The organism is Streptomyces sp. NPDC053076 (assembly GCF_044546845.1).
Taxonomy (GTDB): Bacteria; Actinomycetota; Actinomycetes; order Streptomycetales; family Streptomycetaceae; genus Streptomyces.
Genome location: NZ_JBITZL010000001.1, coordinates 1,215,140 through 1,236,087, shown reverse-complemented (window position 1 = coordinate 1,236,087; position 20,948 = coordinate 1,215,140). Strand labels below are relative to the sequence as shown.

Annotated in this window: 18 protein-coding genes and 1 pseudogene; 11 read left to right on the top strand and 8 right to left on the bottom strand. The window is 74.1% G+C overall.

The annotated features are described in order from the left end of the window. Window position 1: 1 nt before the first annotated feature. On the top strand, window positions 2-2,929 hold the full coding sequence (locus ACIGYR_RS05065; protein ID WP_399603145.1) for an NHLP bacteriocin export ABC transporter permease/ATPase subunit: 2,928 nt from the start codon (window positions 2-4) through the stop codon (window positions 2,927-2,929). Here ACIGYR_RS05065 and ACIGYR_RS05060 read toward each other — a convergent pair. Further along, entirely contained in the window at window positions 2,859-3,683 is an 825-nt protein-coding gene (locus ACIGYR_RS05060) for a ribonuclease BN (RefSeq protein WP_399603142.1), read from the bottom strand. The two genes, ACIGYR_RS05065 and ACIGYR_RS05060, sit on opposite strands and share 71 nt — an antisense overlap. A gap of 343 nt (window positions 3,684-4,026) precedes the next feature. Between ACIGYR_RS05060 and ACIGYR_RS05055 the strand changes: the two genes are divergently transcribed. Then, entirely contained in the window at window positions 4,027-5,073 is a 1,047-nt protein-coding gene (locus ACIGYR_RS05055; protein ID WP_399603252.1) for a galactosyldiacylglycerol synthase, read from the top strand. Between the two features lie 337 nt (window positions 5,074-5,410). On the opposite strand, the gene ACIGYR_RS05050 is transcribed toward ACIGYR_RS05055, so the two are convergent. The 5 genes from ACIGYR_RS05050 to ACIGYR_RS05030 all read right to left on the bottom strand — a co-directional run bounded on the left by ACIGYR_RS05050 (window position 5,411) and on the right by ACIGYR_RS05030 (window position 9,647). Beyond that, window positions 5,411-6,196, bottom strand: a complete 786-nt coding sequence (locus ACIGYR_RS05050) for a polysaccharide deacetylase family protein (protein ID WP_399603139.1) — start codon at window positions 6,194-6,196, stop codon at window positions 5,411-5,413. A 7-nt stretch (window positions 6,197-6,203) separates the two neighbouring features. Continuing rightward, complete coding sequence (locus ACIGYR_RS05045) at window positions 6,204-7,127, bottom strand: DMT family transporter (RefSeq protein WP_399603137.1); 924 nt, start codon at window positions 7,125-7,127, stop codon at window positions 6,204-6,206. A gap of 292 nt (window positions 7,128-7,419) precedes the next feature. After that, on the bottom strand, window positions 7,420-8,274 hold the full coding sequence (locus ACIGYR_RS05040; RefSeq protein ID WP_399603135.1) for an SDR family NAD(P)-dependent oxidoreductase: 855 nt from the start codon (window positions 8,272-8,274) through the stop codon (window positions 7,420-7,422). Window positions 8,275-8,772: 498 nt separating this feature from the next. Then, on the bottom strand, window positions 8,773-9,300 hold the full coding sequence (locus tag ACIGYR_RS05035) for an SRPBCC family protein (protein WP_399603132.1): 528 nt from the start codon (window positions 9,298-9,300) through the stop codon (window positions 8,773-8,775). A gap of 26 nt (window positions 9,301-9,326) precedes the next feature. After that, window positions 9,327-9,647 (bottom strand): ArsR/SmtB family transcription factor, encoded by a 321-nt coding sequence (locus ACIGYR_RS05030; RefSeq protein WP_399603130.1) that lies wholly within the window; start codon window positions 9,645-9,647, stop codon window positions 9,327-9,329. A gap of 162 nt (window positions 9,648-9,809) precedes the next feature. Between ACIGYR_RS05030 and ACIGYR_RS05025 the strand changes: the two genes are divergently transcribed. The 5 genes from ACIGYR_RS05025 (at window position 9,810) to ACIGYR_RS05005 (ending at window position 13,944) form a co-directional block, all read left to right on the top strand. After that, window positions 9,810-11,315, top strand: a complete 1,506-nt coding sequence (locus ACIGYR_RS05025) for an MFS transporter (RefSeq protein WP_399603127.1) — start codon at window positions 9,810-9,812, stop codon at window positions 11,313-11,315. 132 nt (window positions 11,316-11,447) lie between these two features. Continuing rightward, window positions 11,448-11,615, top strand: a complete 168-nt coding sequence (locus ACIGYR_RS05020; protein ID WP_391837659.1) for a hypothetical protein — start codon at window positions 11,448-11,450, stop codon at window positions 11,613-11,615. Between the two features lie 369 nt (window positions 11,616-11,984). Next, a complete protein-coding gene (locus ACIGYR_RS05015; protein ID WP_399603125.1) occupies window positions 11,985-13,067 on the top strand; it encodes an iron-containing redox enzyme family protein in 1,083 nt (360 codons plus the stop codon). 45 nt (window positions 13,068-13,112) lie between these two features. After that, complete coding sequence (locus ACIGYR_RS05010) at window positions 13,113-13,742, top strand: HemK2/MTQ2 family protein methyltransferase (RefSeq protein ID WP_399603249.1); 630 nt, start codon at window positions 13,113-13,115, stop codon at window positions 13,740-13,742. Beyond that, a complete protein-coding gene (locus ACIGYR_RS05005; protein WP_391837665.1) occupies window positions 13,723-13,944 on the top strand; it encodes a CDGSH iron-sulfur domain-containing protein in 222 nt (73 codons plus the stop codon). The genes ACIGYR_RS05010 and ACIGYR_RS05005 overlap by 20 nt, the downstream gene beginning before the upstream one ends. 208 nt (window positions 13,945-14,152) lie before the next feature. Here the strand turns inward: ACIGYR_RS05005 and ACIGYR_RS05000 are convergent, their stop codons facing one another. Beyond that, window positions 14,153-14,587, bottom strand: coding sequence for a protease inhibitor (locus ACIGYR_RS05000; protein WP_399603122.1), 435 nt, complete (start codon window positions 14,585-14,587; stop codon window positions 14,153-14,155). A gap of 503 nt (window positions 14,588-15,090) precedes the next feature. Here ACIGYR_RS05000 and ACIGYR_RS04995 point away from each other — a divergent pair. After that, window positions 15,091-15,595 (top strand): annotated as a pseudogene (locus ACIGYR_RS04995) (cytosine permease); the annotation flags it as partial. Window positions 15,596-15,690: 95 nt separating this feature from the next. Then, window positions 15,691-16,860, top strand: coding sequence for a lactate 2-monooxygenase (locus ACIGYR_RS04990; RefSeq protein ID WP_399603119.1), 1,170 nt, complete (start codon window positions 15,691-15,693; stop codon window positions 16,858-16,860). Between the two features lie 298 nt (window positions 16,861-17,158). Here the strand turns inward: ACIGYR_RS04990 and ACIGYR_RS04985 are convergent, their stop codons facing one another. Then, window positions 17,159-18,823 (bottom strand): RICIN domain-containing protein, encoded by a 1,665-nt coding sequence (locus ACIGYR_RS04985; protein ID WP_399603117.1) that lies wholly within the window; start codon window positions 18,821-18,823, stop codon window positions 17,159-17,161. A gap of 689 nt (window positions 18,824-19,512) precedes the next feature. Here ACIGYR_RS04985 and ACIGYR_RS04980 point away from each other — a divergent pair. Then, the gene (locus ACIGYR_RS04980) at window positions 19,513-20,043 is read left to right on the top strand and encodes a methylated-DNA--[protein]-cysteine S-methyltransferase (protein ID WP_399603114.1); all 531 of its coding nucleotides are present in this window, start codon (window positions 19,513-19,515) and stop codon (window positions 20,041-20,043) included. Between the two features lie 151 nt (window positions 20,044-20,194). After that, window positions 20,195-20,917 (top strand): 2OG-Fe(II) oxygenase, encoded by a 723-nt coding sequence (locus tag ACIGYR_RS04975; RefSeq protein WP_399603111.1) that lies wholly within the window; start codon window positions 20,195-20,197, stop codon window positions 20,915-20,917. Window positions 20,918-20,948 lie beyond the last annotated feature (31 nt).

Here is a 20,948-nt window from a genome sequence, read left to right as displayed (position 1 = left end):
GATGACGACTGTTCAGGAGGGTTACGGGGGCGACCTCGTCATCGGTGCCATCGGTTCGCTGGGCACGCGGCTGGACTGTGCCGGGCTGGGCCGCCTGGACCTCGCGGGCCCGCAGGTGCTGTGGCTGGTCACGGCCGGCGCCCTGGACCTGTTCGCGGTGGACGCCGCCCAGCAGGGCCACTGGCACCACCTCGGCCGGCTGGAGCCGGGCGCGCTGCTGCTCGGCCCGGTCGCCGGGCCCCAGCACACCCTGGTGGCCCGCCCGGTCCGGGACTGCGTGGTGCACCGCGTCGACCTGCGCGAGCTGTACCAGCCGGCCCAGACGCAGACCTGGTCGTACGACGAGTACGGCAACCCGCAGTACGTGCCGCCCGCGACCAGCCCGCTGGAGTACGCGGTCGCGCTCGGTGTCGGCCGGGGCCTGTCCGTCCTCTTCCAGGCGCCGATGGCCGAGGAGCGCCCGGCCACGCAGGGGGGTGCCCCCGAGGAGGCTCGTTCGAGCGCGGGGGACGACGACGACGTCTTCTGGATGCAGGTGCCGCCGGGCAGTGTCCAGTACGGCTCGCTGTACGGCGCGGAGGCCGCCGCCGATCTGCTGATGGACCCGGCGCTGTGGCAGAGCATGGTCGACCAGCAGTACCGGTTGCTGACCGCGCTGGACCGGTGGATCGAGCAGCTGGAGCGCGCTCACGAGACCCGCACGGCCGCCGGGATCAAGGCCGGTGAGGCGGTGCGCGCGCAGGCCGACCGGACCCTGCTGGCCTCCATCGGCAAGCGCTCGGACCGCCGTACGACCGCCGCCGACGCGGATGCCTCGTACGCGGCCTGCAAACTGGTCGCCGAGGCGGCCGGGATCACGCTCGCCGAGCCCGCGCAGAGCGGCACCGAGAGCGACCGGCTGGATCCCGTCGAGCGGATCGCGCTGGCCTCGCGCGTGCGCACCCGGGCCGTCCGCCTGGACGGACGCTGGTGGCGGGAGGACGTGGGCCCCCTGGTCGGCCACCGGACGTTGTCCGGGGCGCCGGTCGCGCTGCTGTGGCGGCGCGGCGGCTATGTGGCCGTACAGCCCGCGACCGGCCGGGAGACACCGATCGAGAAGGCGAACGCGGAGGAGTTCGAGCCGCGCGCGGTGATGTTCTACCGGCCACTGCCCGACAGACGGCTCGGACCGCTCGGGCTGCTGCGGTTCAGCCTGCGCGGCACCCGCGCCGACATGCTGCACCTGCTGCTCGCGGGCCTGGTGACGGTGGCGATCGGCGCTCTGGTCCCGATCGCGACGGGCAAGGTGCTCGGCGAGTACGTGCCGCGGGCACAGGTGGGCCTGATCGTCCAGGTGTGCCTGGCGGTGATGGTGAGCGGGGTGGTCACGGCGGCGTTCACGCTGCTGGAGAACATGTCGATCCTGCGCCTGGAGGGGCGGATCGAGGCGGCGCTGCAACCCGCCGTCTGGGACCGGCTGCTGCGCCTGCCCACCCGGTTCTTCACCCAGCGCTCGACCGGTGAGCTGGCGAGCGCGGCCATGGGCATCAGCGCGATCCGCCGGCTGCTCGCCGGAGTCGGCCCGGTGGTCGCGCAGTCGGTGACGGTCGGCGCGATGAACCTCGGTCTGCTGTTCTGGTACAGCGTGCCGATGGCGATGGCGGCGATCGGCATGCTCGTCGTCATCGCGGCCGTGTTCACCGGTCTCGGTCTGTGGCAGGTGCGCTGGCAGCGGCGGCTGGTGGTGCTCGGCAACAAGCTGAACAACCAGGCGTTCCAGACCCTGCGCGGGCTGCCCAAGCTGCGGGTGGCGGCGGCCGAGAACTACGCGTACGCGGCCTGGGCGCGCCAGTTCGCGCGCAGCCGGGAGCTCCAGCAGCGGGTCGGCCGGATCAAGAACCTCAGCACGGTCCTCGGCGCGGTCTATCTGCCGGTGTGCACCCTGCTGATGTTCATGCTGCTGGCGGGCCCGGCCAAGGGCACGATGTCGGCCGCGGACTTCCTCACCTTCAACACGGCCGTGACCATGGTGCTCACCTCGGTCACCCAGCTGACCGGCGCGTTCGTGTCGGCGGTGGCGGCGCTGCCGCTGTTCGAGGAGATCAGGCCGGTGCTGGAGGCCACGCCCGAGGTGCGGACGGGGAGCACCCGCCCCGGCCCGCTGTCGGGCGCCGTGGAGGCCCGCCGGCTCTCCTTCCGGTACGCCGACGACGGTCCGCTGGTCCTGGACGACGTGTCCTTCGCCGTGCGGCCGGGCGAGTTCGTGGCGGTCGTCGGCCCGAGCGGCTGCGGCAAGTCCACGCTGCTGCGCCTGCTCATCGGCTTCGACCGGCCGGTCTCGGGCAGCGTCCTGTACGACGGCCAGGACCTCGGGGCACTCGACCAGTCCGCGGTGCGCCGCCAGTGCGGGGTGGTCCTCCAGCACGCGCAGCCGTTCACCGGCTCGATCCTGGACGTCATCTGCGGCACCGAGCCGTACACGCCGGAGGAGGCGATGGCGGCGGCCGAGCTGGCGGGGCTCGCGGAGGACATCAAGCGGATGCCGATGGGGCTGCACACGATCGTCGCGGGCAACGGCGCGATCTCCGGCGGTCAGCGACAGCGTCTGATGATCGCCCAGGCCCTCGTCCGGCGCCCGCGCATCCTCTTCTTCGACGAGGCGACCAGCGCCCTGGACAACGACACCCAGCGCATCGTCATCGACAGCACCCGCAAGCTGAACGCCACCAGGATCGTCATCGCCCACCGGCTCTCGACCGTCCTGGACGCCGACCGGGTGATCGTGATGGAGGACGGCAAGGTCGTCCAGCAGGGCACCCCGGCCGAACTCCTCGCGGACACGACAGGCCGCCTGCACGAACTGGTGCGGCGGCAGCTGCCTAGGGTCTCTCGTCGCCCGTCCCGTCCGGCTCGTCGTGGTGATGGGACGGCATCCAGTGGTGTTCGGTGAACCAGCGGCCGAACAGGGCACCGCCGTAGATGACGAACCCGACGCCGATGAGCCAGGACTCGACGACCAGTACGGTGCCGACGGGGCCGTAGCTCAGGGCGTTGGTGACGATGAGCGGGGTGAAGACGAGGTAGGAGAAGGCCCTGAGTCCGGCCAGTCCGATGACCGTGGCGAGGGCGCCGGGCAGCAGCGCGCGCCAGCGGACCTGGCCGCCCAGCAGGAAGCGCTGGCCCCACCAGAAGAAGAGCACCCCGCTGACGGCGGACAGCGTGATCCGCTGGTCTCCGTGCAGCGTCGCCTTGGTCGCCACCTCCTGGTAGAGGTAGACGGTGAGCACCACCAGCCAGGTCGCCTGCCGCCACACCCGGTGCCAGGGGCCGGAGGCCAGGGCCCAGATGCGTTCGTAGGCGTTCTGCACACTGCCGCCGAAGGCCACGCCGAAGACGGCGAGCAGCACGCCACTCCAGACACTGGTGGTACCGATGACCTTGCGCGGCGGGCTGATGACGTCGGTGATCACCCGCGCGGACCGGCCGGACAGCCCCATGCCGTCGGTGAGCCAGGAGGCGAAACCGCCCCGCACCAGGGGATCGGCCGCGGCCACCACGATCAGCAGCGGCGCCAGCGTCACCAGGGCCAGGGTGGCGAACCCCATGGCCCGGTGCATCAGCTCCAGTTCCCGTCCGTGTTCGAACAGGGCCCGGACGCGCAGCCACTGCCACGCTCGGTGCAGGCCGCGCCGCAACCGGTTCACGGCTCCTCCCGTGGTCGCCGCCCACACGCTCTCCCGTACCGATTCAGCCAGCGTGGCACGCGCCGGGCAACTCGCAGCCGGCGGGCGGCCACCGGCACGGCGCCGTGGTGCGCACGAGTGACCCGCCGACCGGGCGACACGGCCTGCGGGTCCGCCGTTCGGGCACGGCGCCGACCGGGCGACACGGCCCGCGGGTCCGCCGTTCGGGCACGGCGCCGACCGGGCGACACGGCCCGCGGGTCCGCCGTTCGGGCACGGCGTCGGCGGAGAATCGTGAACCGTGCGGACCACCGACCAGGAGACGCCAGGCGGCCGGCGGCGAACGCTGATCGTGAGCGCGAGCATGGGAGCCGGTCACGACACCGTGGCCGCCGAACTCGCGCGGCGGGCCACGGCCCGGGGGCACGAGGCTCATGTGGCCGACGTCCTGCGGCTGCTGCCGTACGGCCTGGGCACGGGACTGCACCGCGGCTACCAGGCGTCGGTGCGGCACCTGCCCTGGGTGTACGCCGGGGTCTACGGCGCGTTCCTGCGCGAGGGCCGCGGGCCGCGGCCCAGCGGGGTGCCGCTGGCCCGGCTCGCCGGAGACCGGCTGACGGAGCTCGTGGACCGGCTGGACGCCGATGTGGTGGTGTCCGTCTTCCATCTGGCCGCACAGCTGACCGGGCATCTGCGGGCCCGGGGCAGGCTGCGGGTGCCGAGCGCCGTCTTCCTGCTCGACTTCGCGGTGCACCGGCAGTGGCTGCATCCGGGCAACGACCGGTACCTGTGTCTCACCGACGCGGCGGCGGCGCAGGTGCGCCGGGCCGTCCCGGTGCCCGTGGTCACGACCGGCCCCGTGGTCGCGCCCGTCTTCCGCGCCCCGGCCCCCGGAGCGGCCCGGTGGCGGGAGCGGTTCGCCTCCCGGGCGCCCGGCCGCCCCCCGGTCCTGCTGTCGGCCGGCGCCTGGGGTGCGGCGTCCCGGCCGGCCGCCACCGCCCGGCTGCTGGCGGCGGCCGGCTGGCTGCCGGTGGTGCTGTGCGGCCGTAACGAGCGGCTGCTCACACGCATGTCGCGCGAGCCCGCCGTGCTCGCCCTGGGCTGGGTCGGCGACATGCCCGGACTGCTGGCCGCCTGTCACGCCCTGGTGGACAACGCCGCCGGTCAGACCGCCGTCCAGGCCCTGGCCACGGGCCTGCCCGTGATCGGCCACCGCCCGCTGCCCGGCCACGGCGCGGACGGCATACGGCGGATGGCAGAGCTGGGCCTGTCCGAACTCGCCCCGGACGGCCCCGCCCTGCTGTCGGCCCTGGACGCGCTCCGGGAGGGCAGCCCGGAACGCACGGACCGGGCGACCCGCGGCCAGGCACTGTTCCGGCACGACGCGATGGAATACGTGACCCGGTGGTGAACCGCCGCCACCACGCCCGCGCCCGCGCATGACCGGCGCGGCCACGTTGCGAGACCGTACGACCTACGACCTGAGGCCCCGCGACCCGAGCCCAACGCTGAACCGCCGCGTCCGGGCGCGCGCACGGCCGGCGCGGCCACTTTGCGGGAGCAGCCGGCACGGCCACTTTGCGCGAGCGCACGACATACGACCCGGAGCCCCGCGACCAGAACCAACGCTGAACCGCCGCGTCCCCGCCCACGTACGGCCTGCGCGGGCGCCCGCGGCACGGCGGTCGGGCCCGCGACCAGAGCCCAACGCTGAACCGCCGCGTCCCTGCCCGCGGACGCCGGTGGGGTCACCGTGCGCGGGTGCCCCCCGGCGCGGCGGTCGGGGCCGGAGCCGGTGTCGTTGCCGGGCCGTGTTCGCACAGCGGCCCCACCTCGAGGGCCGCCTCCCGGCAGCCCCGGACGAGGGCCGGCAGGGCGCCCAGTGTCGCGTGCCAGCAGCCGGAGGCCGAGTACCGGTCGGAGTCGTGCAGCAGGACGGTGCCGCCACCCCGCAGGTCCGCGGCGACCCGGGCCCGTACGGACTCCGGCGTGGCCCCGGCCGTCCAGTCCCTGCCCCAGGCCGACCAGAGCACCGTCCGCAGTCCGGCCCGCCGGGCGGCCCGCCAGCGGCTCATGGTGAGGATGCCGTACGGCGGGCGGTACCACAGCGGGCGGTGCCCGGTGAGGTCGTGCACCGCGCGGACGGTCCGGGCGACTTCCTCGGCGTCGCGGGCGAACGCGGGGCGCCAGGGCCGGTCGTGCCGCCAGCCGTGCACCCCCAGCTCGTGCCCGCGCCGTACGGTCTCGCGGATGACGGCCGGATGGCGCACCACATGCTCGCCGACCACGAAGAAGGTGGCCCGTACGCCGAGCTCGTCCAGCGCGTCGAGGAAGCGCGGGGTCGACACCGGGTCAGGTCCGTCGTCGAAGGTGAGCGCGATGTGCCGGCGGCGGCCGGTGCCGGCGAACCCGGGGAAGAGCAGGGGCCGCAGGCCCGGTAGCCAGGTGGCCGCCGGGCCGATGTGGGCCGCGGCGGCCCCGGCCGGCAACAGGACGGCGGCCGTCCGCCAGGAGCGGCCGGGCACGGTGAACATCGGTGACCTACCTCCTCGGTGTGCGCGGGGCAGCGGCTGCGGAGCCGGGGGAATCCGTCGGGTCCGTGGCGTCCCACTCCCCGGCGGCCGATGACGCGTGGGCCAGGCCGATGCTGCCCGCGCCGATCAGGGCGACGCCGATCGCCTCCGGCAGCAGGTGCAGGCCCAGACGGATCGTTTCGGAGAAGAGCACCCAGCCGAGGACGACGCTGGTGAGCGCGTCGCCGAGGGTGAGAGCGGGCTGGGAGGCGGTCAGCGATCCGGCGGCGAGCGCCCCCTGGAGCAGGAGAAACGCGACGAGTCCGGCGGCCCCGGTGGCGTACAGCGACCAGTGCCCGAACATCGCGGCGGGCCCGTCAGCGAGCCGCCCCACGGCCTCCTTGAGCAGCGCCGCCGTGGTGGCGAAGGTGACCGCCGAGGCGAGACCGAGCAGCGCGGCGCGGGATGCGCCCTTGACCGGGCGGGCGGCCAGCACGAGCAGGACGACCGCGCCGAGCACTCCGCCACCGCCCACGAGCCAGGCCCCCGGACGCACGGTGGGCCGGCCCGGCGACGGCGCCGCGGCCAGCAGGAACAGGGCCAGGCCGACGGCGAGGGCGGCGAACGCCAGCCAGGTCCGGGCATCGGGGCGGCGCCGGAAGACGACGCTTCCCACGGCCAGGGTGAACAGCAGCTCGGCGGCGAGCAGGGGCTGGACCAGGGACAGGCTGCCCGTGGCCAGCGCCCCGGCCTGGAGCAGGCTGGACAGTGCGAGCAGCCCGGTACCGGTCAGCCACGAGGGGTGCCGCAGCAGATAGCCGAACCGGCGCACGACGGACCCCGCCCCGCCGCCCCGGTCCGGCTCCTGCACGGCGGCCCGGCGCTGCAGCACCGAGGCGGACGCGTTGGACAGGGCCGCGAGCAGGGCGAGCAGCACGGTGACGGCGATCACGGCGCACCCACCCCGAACAAGCAGCGAGCCACCGGAACAGCCCCGCCACGGCACCACACACCCCGGCCGGCGAACAACGTCTTGACGACGATCACGGCGCACCCACCCCGAACAAGCAGCGAGCCACCGGAACAGCCCCGGCACCGCACCACACACCCCGGCCGGCGAACAACGTCTTGACGACGATCACGGCGCACCCACCCCGAACAAGCAGCGAGCCACCGGAACAGCCCCGGCACCGCACCACACGCCCCGGCCGGCGAACAACGTCTTGACGGCGGTCACGGCGCACTCACCCGAAACGAGCGGCGAGCCGCCGGTAGAGTCCGGGTGCTGCGCCGCGCACCCGGGCGGGCAGGCGCAGCCAGCCGGGGACGTACACCTCGTCCCTGCCGTGCAGGACGGCTGCGTGGACCGCGTCCGCCACCCGCTCGGCAGGGACGGCCCGCGGCCACGACCGCGTGTAGGGGATGCCCCGCCGGTCGAAGAACGGCGTGTCCACCACGCCCGGGATGACATGGCTGACGCCCACTCCGGTGCCGCGCAGCTCGTACCGCAGGGAGTCGGCGAAGGCGCCCAGGGCGGCCTTCGCCGCCGAGTAGACGGCTTCCCCGCGTACGCCCACGCTGCCGGCGAGGGACCCGATGAGCACGATCCGTCCCGACCCGGCCGCGACCATGTGCGGCAGCAGGGCGCGCACCAGGTGCACGGTGGCCAGCAGATCGACGCCCACGATCTCGTCGATGCGGGCGGCGGGCATGCCGGTGAAGTCTCCGGCCCAGCCCACGCCGGCGCCCGCCACGAACAGGTCCACCTGGCCGAGACGGTCCAGGGCGAGATCGGTGAGCCGGCGGTCGGCGCCGGGCCGGGTCAGGTCCGCGGGCAGCGCGATCGCGCCGGCCTGTGCGGCCACCTGCTCCAGTCGGGTGACATCACGTCCGTTCAGCGCCAGCCGCCAGCCTCCCTCGGCGGCAAGTCGGCGGGCCACGGCCGCACCGATGCCGGAGGAGGCACCCGTCACCAGCGCGGCACGGCCCTGGCCGTCCCGGCCGCGGCCGGTGAGCGGGGCGGCACAGCGCTCCCCGGCCGCGGCCGGGGCCGGCCGGGTGCCGTTCGACGGTCCTGGAGGGGAGGGGGCATGGGACATGGTGACGACCTCACTGCGACGGCGTGCACGGGCTCGCGAACTCCGGGGCCGAATCCTCGCGGTGTATCCAGGGCGCCACACACTGAAACACCGCGCACGGCGGAGCCCCGGCCGCGGGCTGGACTCCACCGCGCACGAGCCCCGGCCCCGGACCGGCTCCGCCGTGCACGAGCCCCGGCCACGAACCGGCTCCGCCGCGCGCCTACCCCGGCCTGAACCGGCTCCGCCGCGCGCCAGCCCCGGCCACGACCAGCTGCCCCCGTGCACGAGCCCCGGCCACAGACCGGCCGCCCCGTGCACGAGCCCCGGCCACCGGGTTCCTGCCCCTGCCCGTGCTCAGGGACGGCCGGGGCGAGTTCCGGGACCGGTTACGCGCCCGATGGGAGCACCGCGTGCCTCGTACGCCCCGACGACCATCTGGCGGCGCGGGTGTCGGCGGCCGGGTCCGGGTCGCTGTCGGCGGCCCCGGGGTCTTCCGCATCTGACCGGCGGGCGCGCTCAGTCCCGGCCCGGCACCGGGGCGCCCGAGGGCACTCCGGCGGCGAGGTAGCCGTCGTAGAGCCGCTTCCAGCGCGCCGTCGGACCGGCGTGCGGTTCCTCGAACCGTTCACCGCGGGCCTTGGCGTCCAGCGCGGCGAGGCACACCTCCCAGCCGGCGCCGTTGCGGGCGGCGGTGTCCGCCGCGTCCAGGACGTCGGTGAGCGTGAACCGGGTGCGACCGGCTCCGGCCTCCTCCAGATCGAAGTGCAGCTCGTCACCGCCCCAGGAGAAGGACAGGTGCCGGGGTGGGTCGACCGCGAGCACCCGGCCGGTGGACTCGGGCATGTGCGGGTCGCCGCTGAAGCGGATGGCGCCGCCGGGCCGCAGGTCCATCTCGGCGCGGGCGGGGAACCAGGCGGCGAGTTCGGCGGGGTCGGTGACGAAGTGCCAGACGCGGTCGACGGGGTGGTCGTAGGTGCGGCTGAAGCGGACGGCGGGTCGGCCGTCGGCCAGGGTCAGATAGGTGCCGGTGAGGTCGGCGGACATGGCGCTGGGTCCTTCGCGGTGGGGGGTCAGGTGTCGTCCGACGTCTCGTCGAGGCGTCGGCCCAGGGTGTCCAGGCTGCGGTTCCACAGCCTGCGGTAGGGCTCCAGCCAGGCGTCGAGTGCGGCGATCGGCGCCGGGTCGAGGGCGTGGACGCGGCGCTGCGCGTCCTGCCTGACCCGGACCAGGCCCGCTTCCCGTAGCACCCGCAAATGCTTGGAGGCGTTCGGCTGGCTCAGTCCGCACGCCTCGGCGATCTCGCCGACGGGCCGGGGACGCTCCCGCAGCAGCGCGACGATGGCCCGGCGGTGGGGGTCGGCGAGTGCGGTCCAGAGCGCTGCGTCGGACATGCGATTCAATATGCCTTACCAGTTATATGCCAGTCAAGGAATTCAAGAATAAAGAAACGTTGCCGTTTCGTTCGCATCGCCGTACGCTGGATGTGTACGAAACAGTTTCGTTTATGGACTGTGCGTTCTTCCGCACCCGGACGACTTCCCTGGAGTGGCTTCATGTCCGAGAAGACCCTGGCCGCCGGCTCCCACGCGGAAGCGGCGGAGACAGACCGCGGCGCGGCCTCACCCAGGCGGTGGTGGATCCTCGCGGTCGTCGCCATCGCCCAGCTGATGGTGGTCCTCGACGCCACGATCGTGAACATCGCGCTGCCGTCCGCCCAGACCGACCTCGGCTTCTCCGACGGCAACCGGCAGTGGATCGTCACCGCCTACGCCCTGGCCTTCGCCTCCCTGCTGCTGCTCGGCGGCCGGATCGCCGACCTGTTCGGCCGCAAGCCCGCCTTCCTGGTCGGCGTCGTCGGCTTCGCCGGGGCCTCCGCGCTCGGCGGCGCCGCGAACGGCTTCACCATGCTGGTCGCCGCCCGCGCCCTCCAGGGTGTCTTCGGCGCACTGCTCGCCCCCGCCGCGCTGTCGCTGCTCAACACCACGTTCACCGATGCCCGCGAGCGGGCGCGCGCGTTCAGTGTGTACGGCGCCATCGCCGGTGCGGGTGGCGCGGTCGGCCTGCTGCTCGGCGGTGTGCTGACCGACGCGCTGGACTGGCGCTGGACGCTGTACGTGAACGTCGCCATCGCCGTCATCGCCTTCGCGGGCGGCTGGACACTGCTCGGCAACCACCGCGACGCGGCGAACGCCAAGCTCGACGTACCGGGCACGGTCCTGGTCGCCGCCGGCCTGTTCGCCCTCGTCTACGGCTTCTCCAACGCCGAGACCCACGACTGGGACTCGCCGCTGACCTGGGGTTTCCTGATCGCGGGTGGTCTCCTGCTGGCGGCTTTCGCCTGGTGGCAGACCCGGACGGCGCACCCGCTGCTGCCGCTGCGCATCCTGCTCGACCGCGACCGCGCGGGCTCCTTCCTCGCGGTGCTCATCACCGGCGCGGGCATGTTCGGCGTGTTCCTCTTCCTGACCTACTACCTCCAGCTCAACCTCGGCTTCAGCCCCACGAAGACCGGCGTGGCGTTCCTGCCGATGGTCGGCGCGCTGATGGTGACCGCGCAGGCCGGCACCACGATGCTGCTGCCCCGGTTCGGCCCGAAGGCCGTCATCCCGCTGGGTTTCGCGATCGCCACGGCCGGCATGGCCTGGCTGACCGGCATCGGCCTGGGCTCCCACTACCTCGGCGCGGTGCTGCCGCAGCTGATCGTGATCGGTGTGGGCCTCGGCCTGGTCATGCCCCCGGCCATGCAGCTGGCCACGGGCGGGGTCGCGGCCGAGGACGCGGGTGTGGCGTCGGCGACCGTCAACGCCATGCAGCAGGTGGGCGGGTCGATCGGCACCGCCCTGCTGAACACCCTCGCGGCGGGCGCCGCCACCGACTACCTTTCCGGCCGGGACGCCACCAGCAAGCTGGTGCAGGCACAGGCCACCATCGAGAGCTACACCACCGCCTTCCGGTGGTCGGCGGTCCTCTTCGGCGCGGGCGCGGTGATCGCGTTCCTCTGCTACCGCCGTGGGGTGCCGCGGCACGACGCGGACGCCACGCCCGTCGTCCACATGTAGCCGCCGTGAACGGGCCGAGGGGCCGCCGTCCGCGGGGAGACGGCGGCCCCTCGGCCTGCCCCGGCACAACGCTTGAGAACGCGCCGGCGGGTAACCCGCACAGGAGATCACCACACGGCGGAAGGAGACGTCATGCCGGGCGGCAACGACCACGAGGACCAGCCGGAGACGGCCCTGGAGGAAGTGCTCCGGGAGGTCGAGGAGGCCGAGAAGCGCGACGAGGGCAAGACGGACTCGGGCGAGGCGGGCGACGCCATCACCCCGAACACCGGGGCACAGGAGCAGGCGAAGGGCGACTGAGACCGGCCGGGCGGCACTCCCACCCGGCGGACGAGCGGACCGGCCCGTGGCCGGTCGGGCGGCACTCCCCCGGCGGACAAGCCCGTGGCCGGCCGGGCCGCACGCCCACACGGGAGCACTCGGAGACCGGGCCGGGCGGCGCACCCGCAGAGGTGGGCCTTGAGGCCGCCGGGCGGTACGCCCACACCGGAGCAGCCTGAGACCGGCCGGGCGGCGTGCCCCAGCGGTGTCACGTCGGCACCCGGCCCGCTCCCCGCAGGTTCACCGCCGTGGTGCGACGGGGGGCGGCGGACGTGCCCCCGGCCGGGCCCGGTCGGAACAGTGCAGGTGAGCGCTGATGCTTTCGGGCGGGCCGGGTACCCGAGCCCCATGAACGACCACCTGCGAGGACCTCAGCTGCCCCCGCCCCGCGGGCCCCTCTCCAGCGCGGTCACCGCGTATCTGCGCGGCACGGGCCCACTCCCCCACCCCGCGGACGCCGGGGCCGCCGACCCGTACGGCGACGATCTCCAGCTCGCCCTGTACCTGTCCTACGAGCTGCACTACCGCGGCTTCGCCGGGGTGCCGCCGGACACCGAGTGGGACCCGGACCTGCTGCGCGTCCGGGCCGCGCTGGAGCACCGCTTCCTGTCCGCGCTGCGCGCCGACAGCCCGGCCCACGACAGCCTCGACGAGGCGCTCGCCGCCCTGCTGGTCGAGCCGGCCGACGGCGACGGTGTCTCCCACTTCCTGTCCGCGCGGGGTGAGCTGTGGCAGCTGCGGGAGTACGCGGCGCTGCGCTCGCTGTACCACCTGAAGGAGGCCGACCCGCACGCCTGGGTGCTGCCCCGGCTGTGGGGCCGGGCGAAGGCGGCGATGGCCGCGGTGGAGTACGACGAGTTCGGCGGCGGGCGGGCCGAGCGGGTGCACGCGCGCCTGTTCGCCGACCTGATGACGGACCTGGGCCTGGACACCGCGTACGGCCGCCATCTGGACGCGGCACCGGCCGAGATGCTGGCCGTGGTCAACCTGATGTCCCTGTTCGGCCTGCACCGGGAGCTGCGTGGCGCGCTGGTGGGGCACTTCGCCGAGGTGGAGATCACCTCCTCGCCCGCCTCCCGCCGGCTGGCCGAGGCGATGCGCCGCACCGGCGCCGGGCCGGCCGCGGAGTTCTTCTACGACGAGCACGTCGAGGCGGACGCGGTGCACGAGCAGATCGTCCGGCACGAGGTGATCGGCGGACTGCTCGACGAGGAGCCGGAGCTGGCACCGGACATCGCCTTCGGGATCGACGCGACCGAGTATCTGGAGGACCGGCTGGCCCGGCGGCTGCTCGACGAATGGCGCGCAGGGCGGTCGGCGCTGCGGACACCTCTGGAGCCGCCCCGCACCGCTCCCGAGACGTCTCCACGGGCGCCGCGGGAACAGCCCCAGACGAACCCCACGGAACACGAGATGTCTCATACATCCTGACTACCGGGGTACCCGCGCGATGTGATCGCTTTGCTGCTACCGGGCGTGTACGCCCCTCAGGACGACACCGCGCTGCTGGCGGAGGTCCTGCGTGAAGAGGACGTGCCGCGCGGCGCGCGTGTGCTGGACGTCGGCACCGGAAGCGGTGCGCTGGCCCTGGAGGCGGCCCGGCGGGGCGCCGAGGTGACCGCGGTGGACGTGTCCCGGCGGGCGGTGTGGACGGCCCGGCTGAACGCCTGGCTGTCCCGGCTGCCGGTGCGCATCCGGCGCGGCAACCTCTTCTCCCCGGTCCGGGGGCGGACGTACGACCTCATCCTGACGAATCCGCCCTATGTGCCCGCGCCCGACGCCGGGCGCGGGCCGCGCGGCCGGTCCCGCGCGTGGGACGCGGGGAGCGACGGGCGGCTGCTGCTGGACCGGATCTGCCGCGACGCGCCCGCGCTGCTGCGTCCCGGAGGGCTGCTGCTGATCGTCCACTCGGCGCTGAGCGGTCCCGACCGCACCCTGGAGTTGCTGCGGGCCTCGGGGCTGAAGGCCACGGTGGTCCGGCGCCGCTGGATCGACCTCGGTCCGGTGCTGCGCTCCCGGGAGGACTGGCTGCGTCGGCGCGGTCTGCTCGCGCCGGCCGACGAGAGGGAAGAGCTGGTGGTCATCCGTGCCGAACGACCCTGCTGACTCCGCGGCGAACGCCTCCGCCGGGCGGCCCCGCCGGATCACGGTGCAACGCCGCGGGCCCCTCCTGGTGGAAGGGCCCGTGGAAGTCGAACTGGAGGACGGGACCACGGTCTCCTCGGACCGGTTCCGCGTCGCTCTGTGTACCTGCCGCCGCAGTCGCCGCTACCCCTGGTGCGACACGAGTCACCGGCGTAAGGGCTGAGCGCCCGGTTGAAACCGCTTGTTTTTCGCCGCTCCCCGGAAGGCCCCCCACGGACCTGTCCGGGGAGCGGCTGTGTGCTCGGGACCGGCGGGAGGCCCCACTCCGCCCGCCTGCCCCGGTGCGAGATCGCAGGTTCCCCGCTCCAGGGGCCGCACTCCCCAGTTGCGAGCCGTGTCCGGTGACGCGGAGACCCATGCGATCCCGGTCTTTAGAACGCGAACAGGGTGCCGCCGACGGCATCCTTCATGCACGCGTTGCCGAAGGTGCGCTCGTAGGAGAGGCGCTTGCCCTGCCAGACACCCTGGACCGTGACGACGACGGGGTCGTAGACCTTGGTGCACATCACGTCGTCGGCGGGCTTCAGGGCGCTGAGGTCCCCGCCGAGGCCGCGCAGCTCGGCGCATGCCTGGGGCGCCGCGGGGTGAGTGCCGGAGGCCGAGGGGGCGCAGTTCAGGGTGACGGCGCGCTCCGGAGTGGCCGAGGCCGCGTCGTTGCCGTGGCCGGTGGTGAGCACCAGGGCCGAGGGGGCGTAGAGCGACGACGGGGCGGCGCCCGGTGCAGCGACGGCAGCCCCGATCAGGGGTCCGCAAACGGCAGCGGCCGTGAGGCCGAGGGCCGCTGCCCAGCGCGCGGTGTTCCGCATTGTGTGCATCCTTCCGCTCGAACAGAGACGAGGTGCCGGCTCGGGCCCGGTCGGGCACCGCGACGGCGAGCGCCACTCTGCCGAGTCCACGGGCGAAACTCACATCGCACCCATGGATTTCAGTAACCTTTCGTGTTGAATCAGTGGCGTGAAGTCACGGAAGTCGAACGCTGTGACCCTGCAACAGAGCGGTTCCCCCGCTTCGCGAGCGGCCGGATGGCCGAAACTCAGCGCTTCGTTAATCGTCCTGAAACATTCAGGCTTCGCCCTCGAAAAGTCCCTTCATGACTCCCTGTGTTCACGAACCGATCACCAGGAGCGGGTGCCTCCGCCATCCGGCGGGACCGGCAGGACCCACCGGCCGGTGGACGGTTCGTCCACCGGCGGCATGAAAGGTGGATGAACCGCCATCTGGATCATGGAGTTCCGCCCGCCGTACCGTCGGCCCACCCCGCCGTCCCCGCTGGAGCGCCCGTGACAGTCCAGGCCGGTGCCGTAGAGCGATCTTCATCGGCCGGTTCGGCCTTGACCTGGTGCGGTCCATCTCCACCTTCGCCACGATGATCATCACCTGCACCACTCCGTGGATGGTCGTGATGACGCTGGGCTCTTCACCCGGCGCGGCTGGTACGACCCGGACGGCCTTCAGGTCTTCAACCGCCGTCTGCGCGGCGGGCGTTACTGGTTCGCGCACGGCTGGAACTGGCGGGGCACGACCGCCTGGTGGGTGGCCGCGCTGATCGGCGTGCTGTTCACCGACATCCCGGGCCAGTTCGTGGGGCCGCTGGGTGACCTGGCGCACGGCGTCGACATCGGCCTGCCGCTCTCCCTGACCGTGGCAGCGGTCCTCTTCCTCGCCCTGCTGTGGCTGTTCCCCGAACCGCGCGCCGCCTACGGCCCGGAAGGTGCCCGGCTGGTCCGTACGGTCGGAATCCGGTGCCGCCGATCACCGGTCCGGGCGCGTCGGCCGACGCCCCGGGGCCCCGGCCGGCGGCCGACGCGGGCTGAGGCGGTCCGGGAGAACTCCGGGCTGCCGTGCCGACTTACCGGTCGGTATCGTCGGGCGGGCACGCGGCCGACGACGCGCGGGAGGACGGGGACGGATGGCACAGCACTGGGCGGACTTCCAGTACGAGATCTACCTGAACGGGATGACCGGGACCGTGCCCCGGCTCCCCACCGACCTGACCCGGCTGGAGGAGCTGGCCGAACACCGGCTCGGTCCGGGCCCGGTGGGCTATGTGACGGGCAGTGCGGGCGACGGCGGCACGGCCCGCGCCAACCGGGCGGCGCTCGCCCGGCGCCGGATCGTGCCGCGCATGCTGCGGGACGTGCACGAGCGCGACCTCACGACCGAGGTGCTCGGGCGGACCCTGCCGGCACCGCTCGCCCTGGCGCCCGTCGGCGTCCTGTCGATCATGCATCCGGACGCCGAGTGCGCCGCCGCCCGGGCCGCCGCCGCCCAGGGCGTGCCGTTCATCCTGTCGTCGGCGTCGAGCACGCCGCTGGAGCAGGTGGCGGAGGCGATGGGGGACGCCGAGCGGTGGTTCCAGCTGTACTGGGGCAAGGACCGCGAGGTGACCCGGAGTTTCCTCGCCCGGGCGAAGGCGGCCGGCTTCTCGGTGCTGGTGGTCACCCTGGACACCCCGCTGCTGGCATGGCGGCCCCGCGACCTGGACCAGGCGTACCTGCCGTTCCTGCACGGGGTGGGCACCGCCAACTACTTCACCGACCCGGCCTTCCTGGCGGGCCTCGCCAAGCCGGTGCACGAGGACCCGAACGCGGCGGTGCTGCACTTCCTGGGCCTGTTCGGGGACGCGAGCCACACCTGGCCGGACCTGGCCTTCCTGCGCGAGCACTGGGACGGGCCGATCGTCCTCAAGGGCGTGCTGCACCCGGACGACGCCCGGCTGGCCGCGGACGCCGGGATGGACGGCGTGGTGGTGTCCAACCACGGGGGCCGGCAGGTGGCCGGCTCCGTCGCGGCGGCCGACGCGCTGCCCCGGGTCGCGGACGCGGTGGGCGACCGGCTGACGGTGCTGTTCGACAGCGGGGTGCGCACCGGCGACGACGTGTTCAGGGCCCTCGCCCTCGGCGCACGGGCGGTCCTGCTGGGCCGGCCGTACGTCTACGGGCTCGGCCTGGACGGCCGGGCGGGCGTGGAACACGTCATCCGCTGCCTGCTGGCGGAGTTCGACCTCACGCTCGCCCTGTCGGGCCATGCGACCCCGGACACGGTGACACCGGCGGACCTGATCGAGGCCCCCGCCTGACAACACCGAGCCAGGACAGCCGACGCACCGCGGCTCCGGGGAAACTGCGCGCACAACACCTGGCCTGCCCAGCCGACGGCACGGCGACCCCGCCGGTGCGCGGGCCACCGCGCGACCAGCGCCGGGCCGCACAACCGACGCCACCACCGCTCCCCTGCCAAGACCGCACCAACAACGCCCGGCCTGCCCAGCCGACGACACTGCGGCTCCTCAGGGGCGCGGGGAACTGCGCGAGCGGCCACGACGGACCCGCGGCCGGTGACGTACCCCCGCGCCCCACAGCGAGCCGCCGAAGGCGCTACGCCGGCCGCGCCGGGTGACCACCCGTACCGGCGATCGACAGCGAGCCCGGACCCGCCGTCGGCGTGTCGGTCGTCCAGCGCTGGCCGACGGAGCCGTCCCGGACCTTGACCACGAGATCGGCGCCGGCCCGGTCGTCGGCGGCGAGGGCGAGACTCCGGTCCCAGCGGGGCAGCAACTCGCCCTGCGCGGTGAGGTCGTAGCGCACGTCGTCGCCGCGCTTCGATCCGGCCTCGGCACAGTCGCCCAGGAGCACCACGCCTGCGTCGGCGTGCGAGTCCAGGCACAGACCGGCGCCGGCGGCGTTGCGCAACTGCCCGTCGGAGTCGTACGTCCACCGTTGCGTGACCGCGCCGGAGCACCCGGCGAGGACGGTGCTCGCCCCGGCGCGGGGCGTGCCCTCAACGTCCAGACACAGACCGGCGGCGGCGTTGCGCAGCGGGCCCGGCCGGCCGGCGGCGGGCAGGGACGCGGTGCCCGGTGCGGTGGCTGATCCCGGTGCGGACGAGGCTCCGGGGACGGCGCCGGCGGTGGCGACGGGACCGGTGCCGTCGTCGCCGTCAGGCCACACGACGACCGCGAGCACGGTGGCGAGCAGCCCGGCCGAGGCCACGCCCACGCCGGTCAGCAGGGCCCGCGACGACCGGTCGGCGCCGGGCGCGCGGCGCGCGGACTCCCCGGCGAGCGACCGGCCCGGCGGCACGGTTCCGTCCTCGTCGGCGCGACGCCGTCCACCGGACGCGGTAGCGCGGGCCAGGAGACCCGGTCCGCCGCCGCGTCGGCGTCCGCCGGAACGCCGGGAACCGCCGCGGGTGCGGTCGGGGCCCGGACGGCGGCCGGGGCGCGAGTCGAGGTAGCGGCGGGCGCCCCAGCCGAGCACGGCCTCGGCCAGCAGTACGCCCAAGGCCGCCTCGGAGTGGCCCAGTTGCTCGGCGGCGTGCCGGCAGTAGGCACAGCCGGCCAGATGCTCCTGGACATCGGGCAGCAGCGCGCCGCCCCGGCGGATCGGGACGTCGAGCAGACGGTTGTAGTAACGGCACTCCTTGCCGGGCGCGAGTTCCCGGTGGGCGCGTGTCAGGCCCTCGCGGAATTTCTCCCGGGCCTGCTCCAGCGCGGCCCGCGCGCTCTCGATGTCCACACCGAGCAGCCCGGCGGGCACGTCCAGCGGCTCCGCCTCGACCTCGGCGTGCCACAACAGTGCCTGTTCCAGCCGGGAAAGGCTGTGGAACGAGCGGTCCGAAAGGCTGCGGTTCTCCGGTATCAGCGGGTGAGCGGCGCGCATACCGCGGCCCCCGGCCGGTTTGCCGAGTCCGGGCAGCACGGCGGCGATCCGGTCCGTGCCGGACCAGTTCGCGACCGTGTCCCGGACGGTCACCAGCAGGCGTGGACGCAGCGCGTCGGCGGGTTCGCCCAGCGCCAGCCGGCCGAGGACCTGGTGGAAGGCGGTGGCGGTGACCATGTGGGCGAGAGGCCCGGAGGCGGCCAGGCAGATGACCGCGTACTCCTGGGCCGGCTGCCAGTGCCGCGCCATCAGGAGGGCGGAGGACCGGGACGCCTCCGCGTCGGAGCCGGCCCGCAGCGGACCGGCGAGGAATTCGTCCGATTCCGCGGGTTCGGCGCCGGACGGTGGATAGGGCGGACGAGGGGGGTGGGGGGTGAGCACTGAGCGGATTCCTTCGGCGCGTGGTGCGTCGGTGCGTGTCTCTCCCGCTCTCGCGTGTTCGAGGGAGCGGGGAATGCACCGCGCTCGAACCCTTGCACAACTTCCACACCAGCAACAAGGCGCCCGCGAGACATCACGGCTTTGAAGGAGAGTCAGAGTCGGGACGGTGTCCAGGGCTTGGGGCCAGGGGTCCGGATCGCCGCGCACCCCGTGTGAAACGGGCGCACGTACCGGCCGGCCGCGCACGCTCCCGGAGCGAGAGGCCCGGTAGTGGACTGTGAGCCGGTCCTCCTCAAGAGGCTCCGCCCCCGGCCGGCGACCCCGGCGGCTTCCCCCGCCGGCCGGGGCGGTCCACCCGGTGCCGGGCCACGGCGGCGACCGGCGCGGAGCCCCTCCGCACCGCCCGCTGGGCATCAGTGGCCGACAACGGCGGAATCTTCGGACCCGGGCGACTCATGCCCGACTCACAACGAATCCCCGACTCAGGTCACTGGTTCCCGTTCGCTGAACTCCACGGTGAGGGCTGGCAGGTCCGGCACGGTGCCGCGCGGGTTTCACGGGTAAATAACCGCAGGTCAGACGGTTTCTCTCACGGTACCGGTGAGCGGGAGGGCCATGTCCGATTCCCGCCGGTGACGGGGCGTGCGGCGCGACAGACTCGACAGCACGGAACAAGCCGAGGAGGACCGATGACGACGCACACCGCCCACGCCGTCCGCATGATCCACACCGTCCACGCGAGCCCGCTGGGCGACCTGCTGCTGACCGGTTCCGTGTCCCCGGCCGGCGATCTCACCCTCGCCTCACTGTCCCTGCCCGGACAGCGCGGCACGCCCGCGATCCGTGCCGAGGATCGGGACGACCGTCCCTTCGCCGGGGCGCACCGGCAGCTGGACGCGTACTTCGCGGGCCGCCGCACCCGGTTCGACCTGCCGCTCTCCCCCGTCGGCAGCCCGTTCCAGCGGGCCGTGTGGCAGGCCCTGGACGACGTCCCGTACGGCACGACGACCACGTACGGCGAGCTGGCCGCCCGGCTCGGCGTGCCCCGTTCCGAGGTCCGCTCGGTGGGCCGGGCCCTCGGCGCGAACCCGCTCCTTGTGCTGCGCCCCTGTCACCGGGTGATCGGCGCGGACGGCTCGCTGCGCGGCTACGCGGGAGGGGTCGAGCACAAGCTGTGGCTGCTCACCCACGAGGGCGCACTCCAGCCTGCCCTGCTGTGAGGTGCGGGGACGCACCGGAGGCCGCCCTGCTTGAGACACGAGGGGGCCACCACAGCCCGCGCCGCTTGAGACACGAGGAGGCCACCACAGCCCGCCCCGCTGTGAGACACGAAGGCGCACCACAGCCCGCCCTGCTGTGAGAGGACGATCCATGACGCTCACCCTGGCCGAGGTCCGCCGCCGGGCGGACCGCACCGACTGGTCCGCGCTCGCGGCCGAGCTGGACGAACACGGCAGCGCGCCCACCGAGGCGCTGCTGACGCCCGCCGAGTGCGCGGACCTGGCCGCCATGTACGAGAAGCCCGAACTGTTCCGCACCACGGTCGACCTGGCCCGGCACCGGTTCGGCTCCGGCGAGTACCGCTACTTCACCCACGACCTGCCCGCCCCGGTCGCCGCGCTGCGGGCCACGCTCTACCCCCGTCTGCTGCCGGTCGCCCGGGACTGGGCGGCCCGGCTGGACCGCCCGGCCCCCTGGCCGGACTCGCTGGACGAGTGGCTGGCGCGCTGCCACGCGGCCGGGCAGGACCGGTCGGCGCAGATCCTGCTCCGTTACGGGCCGGGCGACTGGAACGCCCTGCACCGGGACGTGTTCGGCGAGCTGGTCTTCCCGCTACAGGTGGTGATCGCGCTGGACGCGTACGGCACCGACTACGGCGGCGGCGAGTTCCTCATGGTCGAACAGCGCCCGCGCGCGCAGTCCCGGGGCACGGCGAGCGTTCTGCGGCAGGGGCACGGTCTGGTCTTCACGACCCGGGACCGCCCCGTGCGCACGCGCCGCGGCTGGTCGGCCGGGGCCATGCGGCACGGGGTGAGCACCGTGCGGTCCGGGCGGCGGCGGACCCTGGGCCTGGTCTTCCACGACGCCGCCTGACGCGCACCCCGCCGCGCCCCCGCCCCGTCCG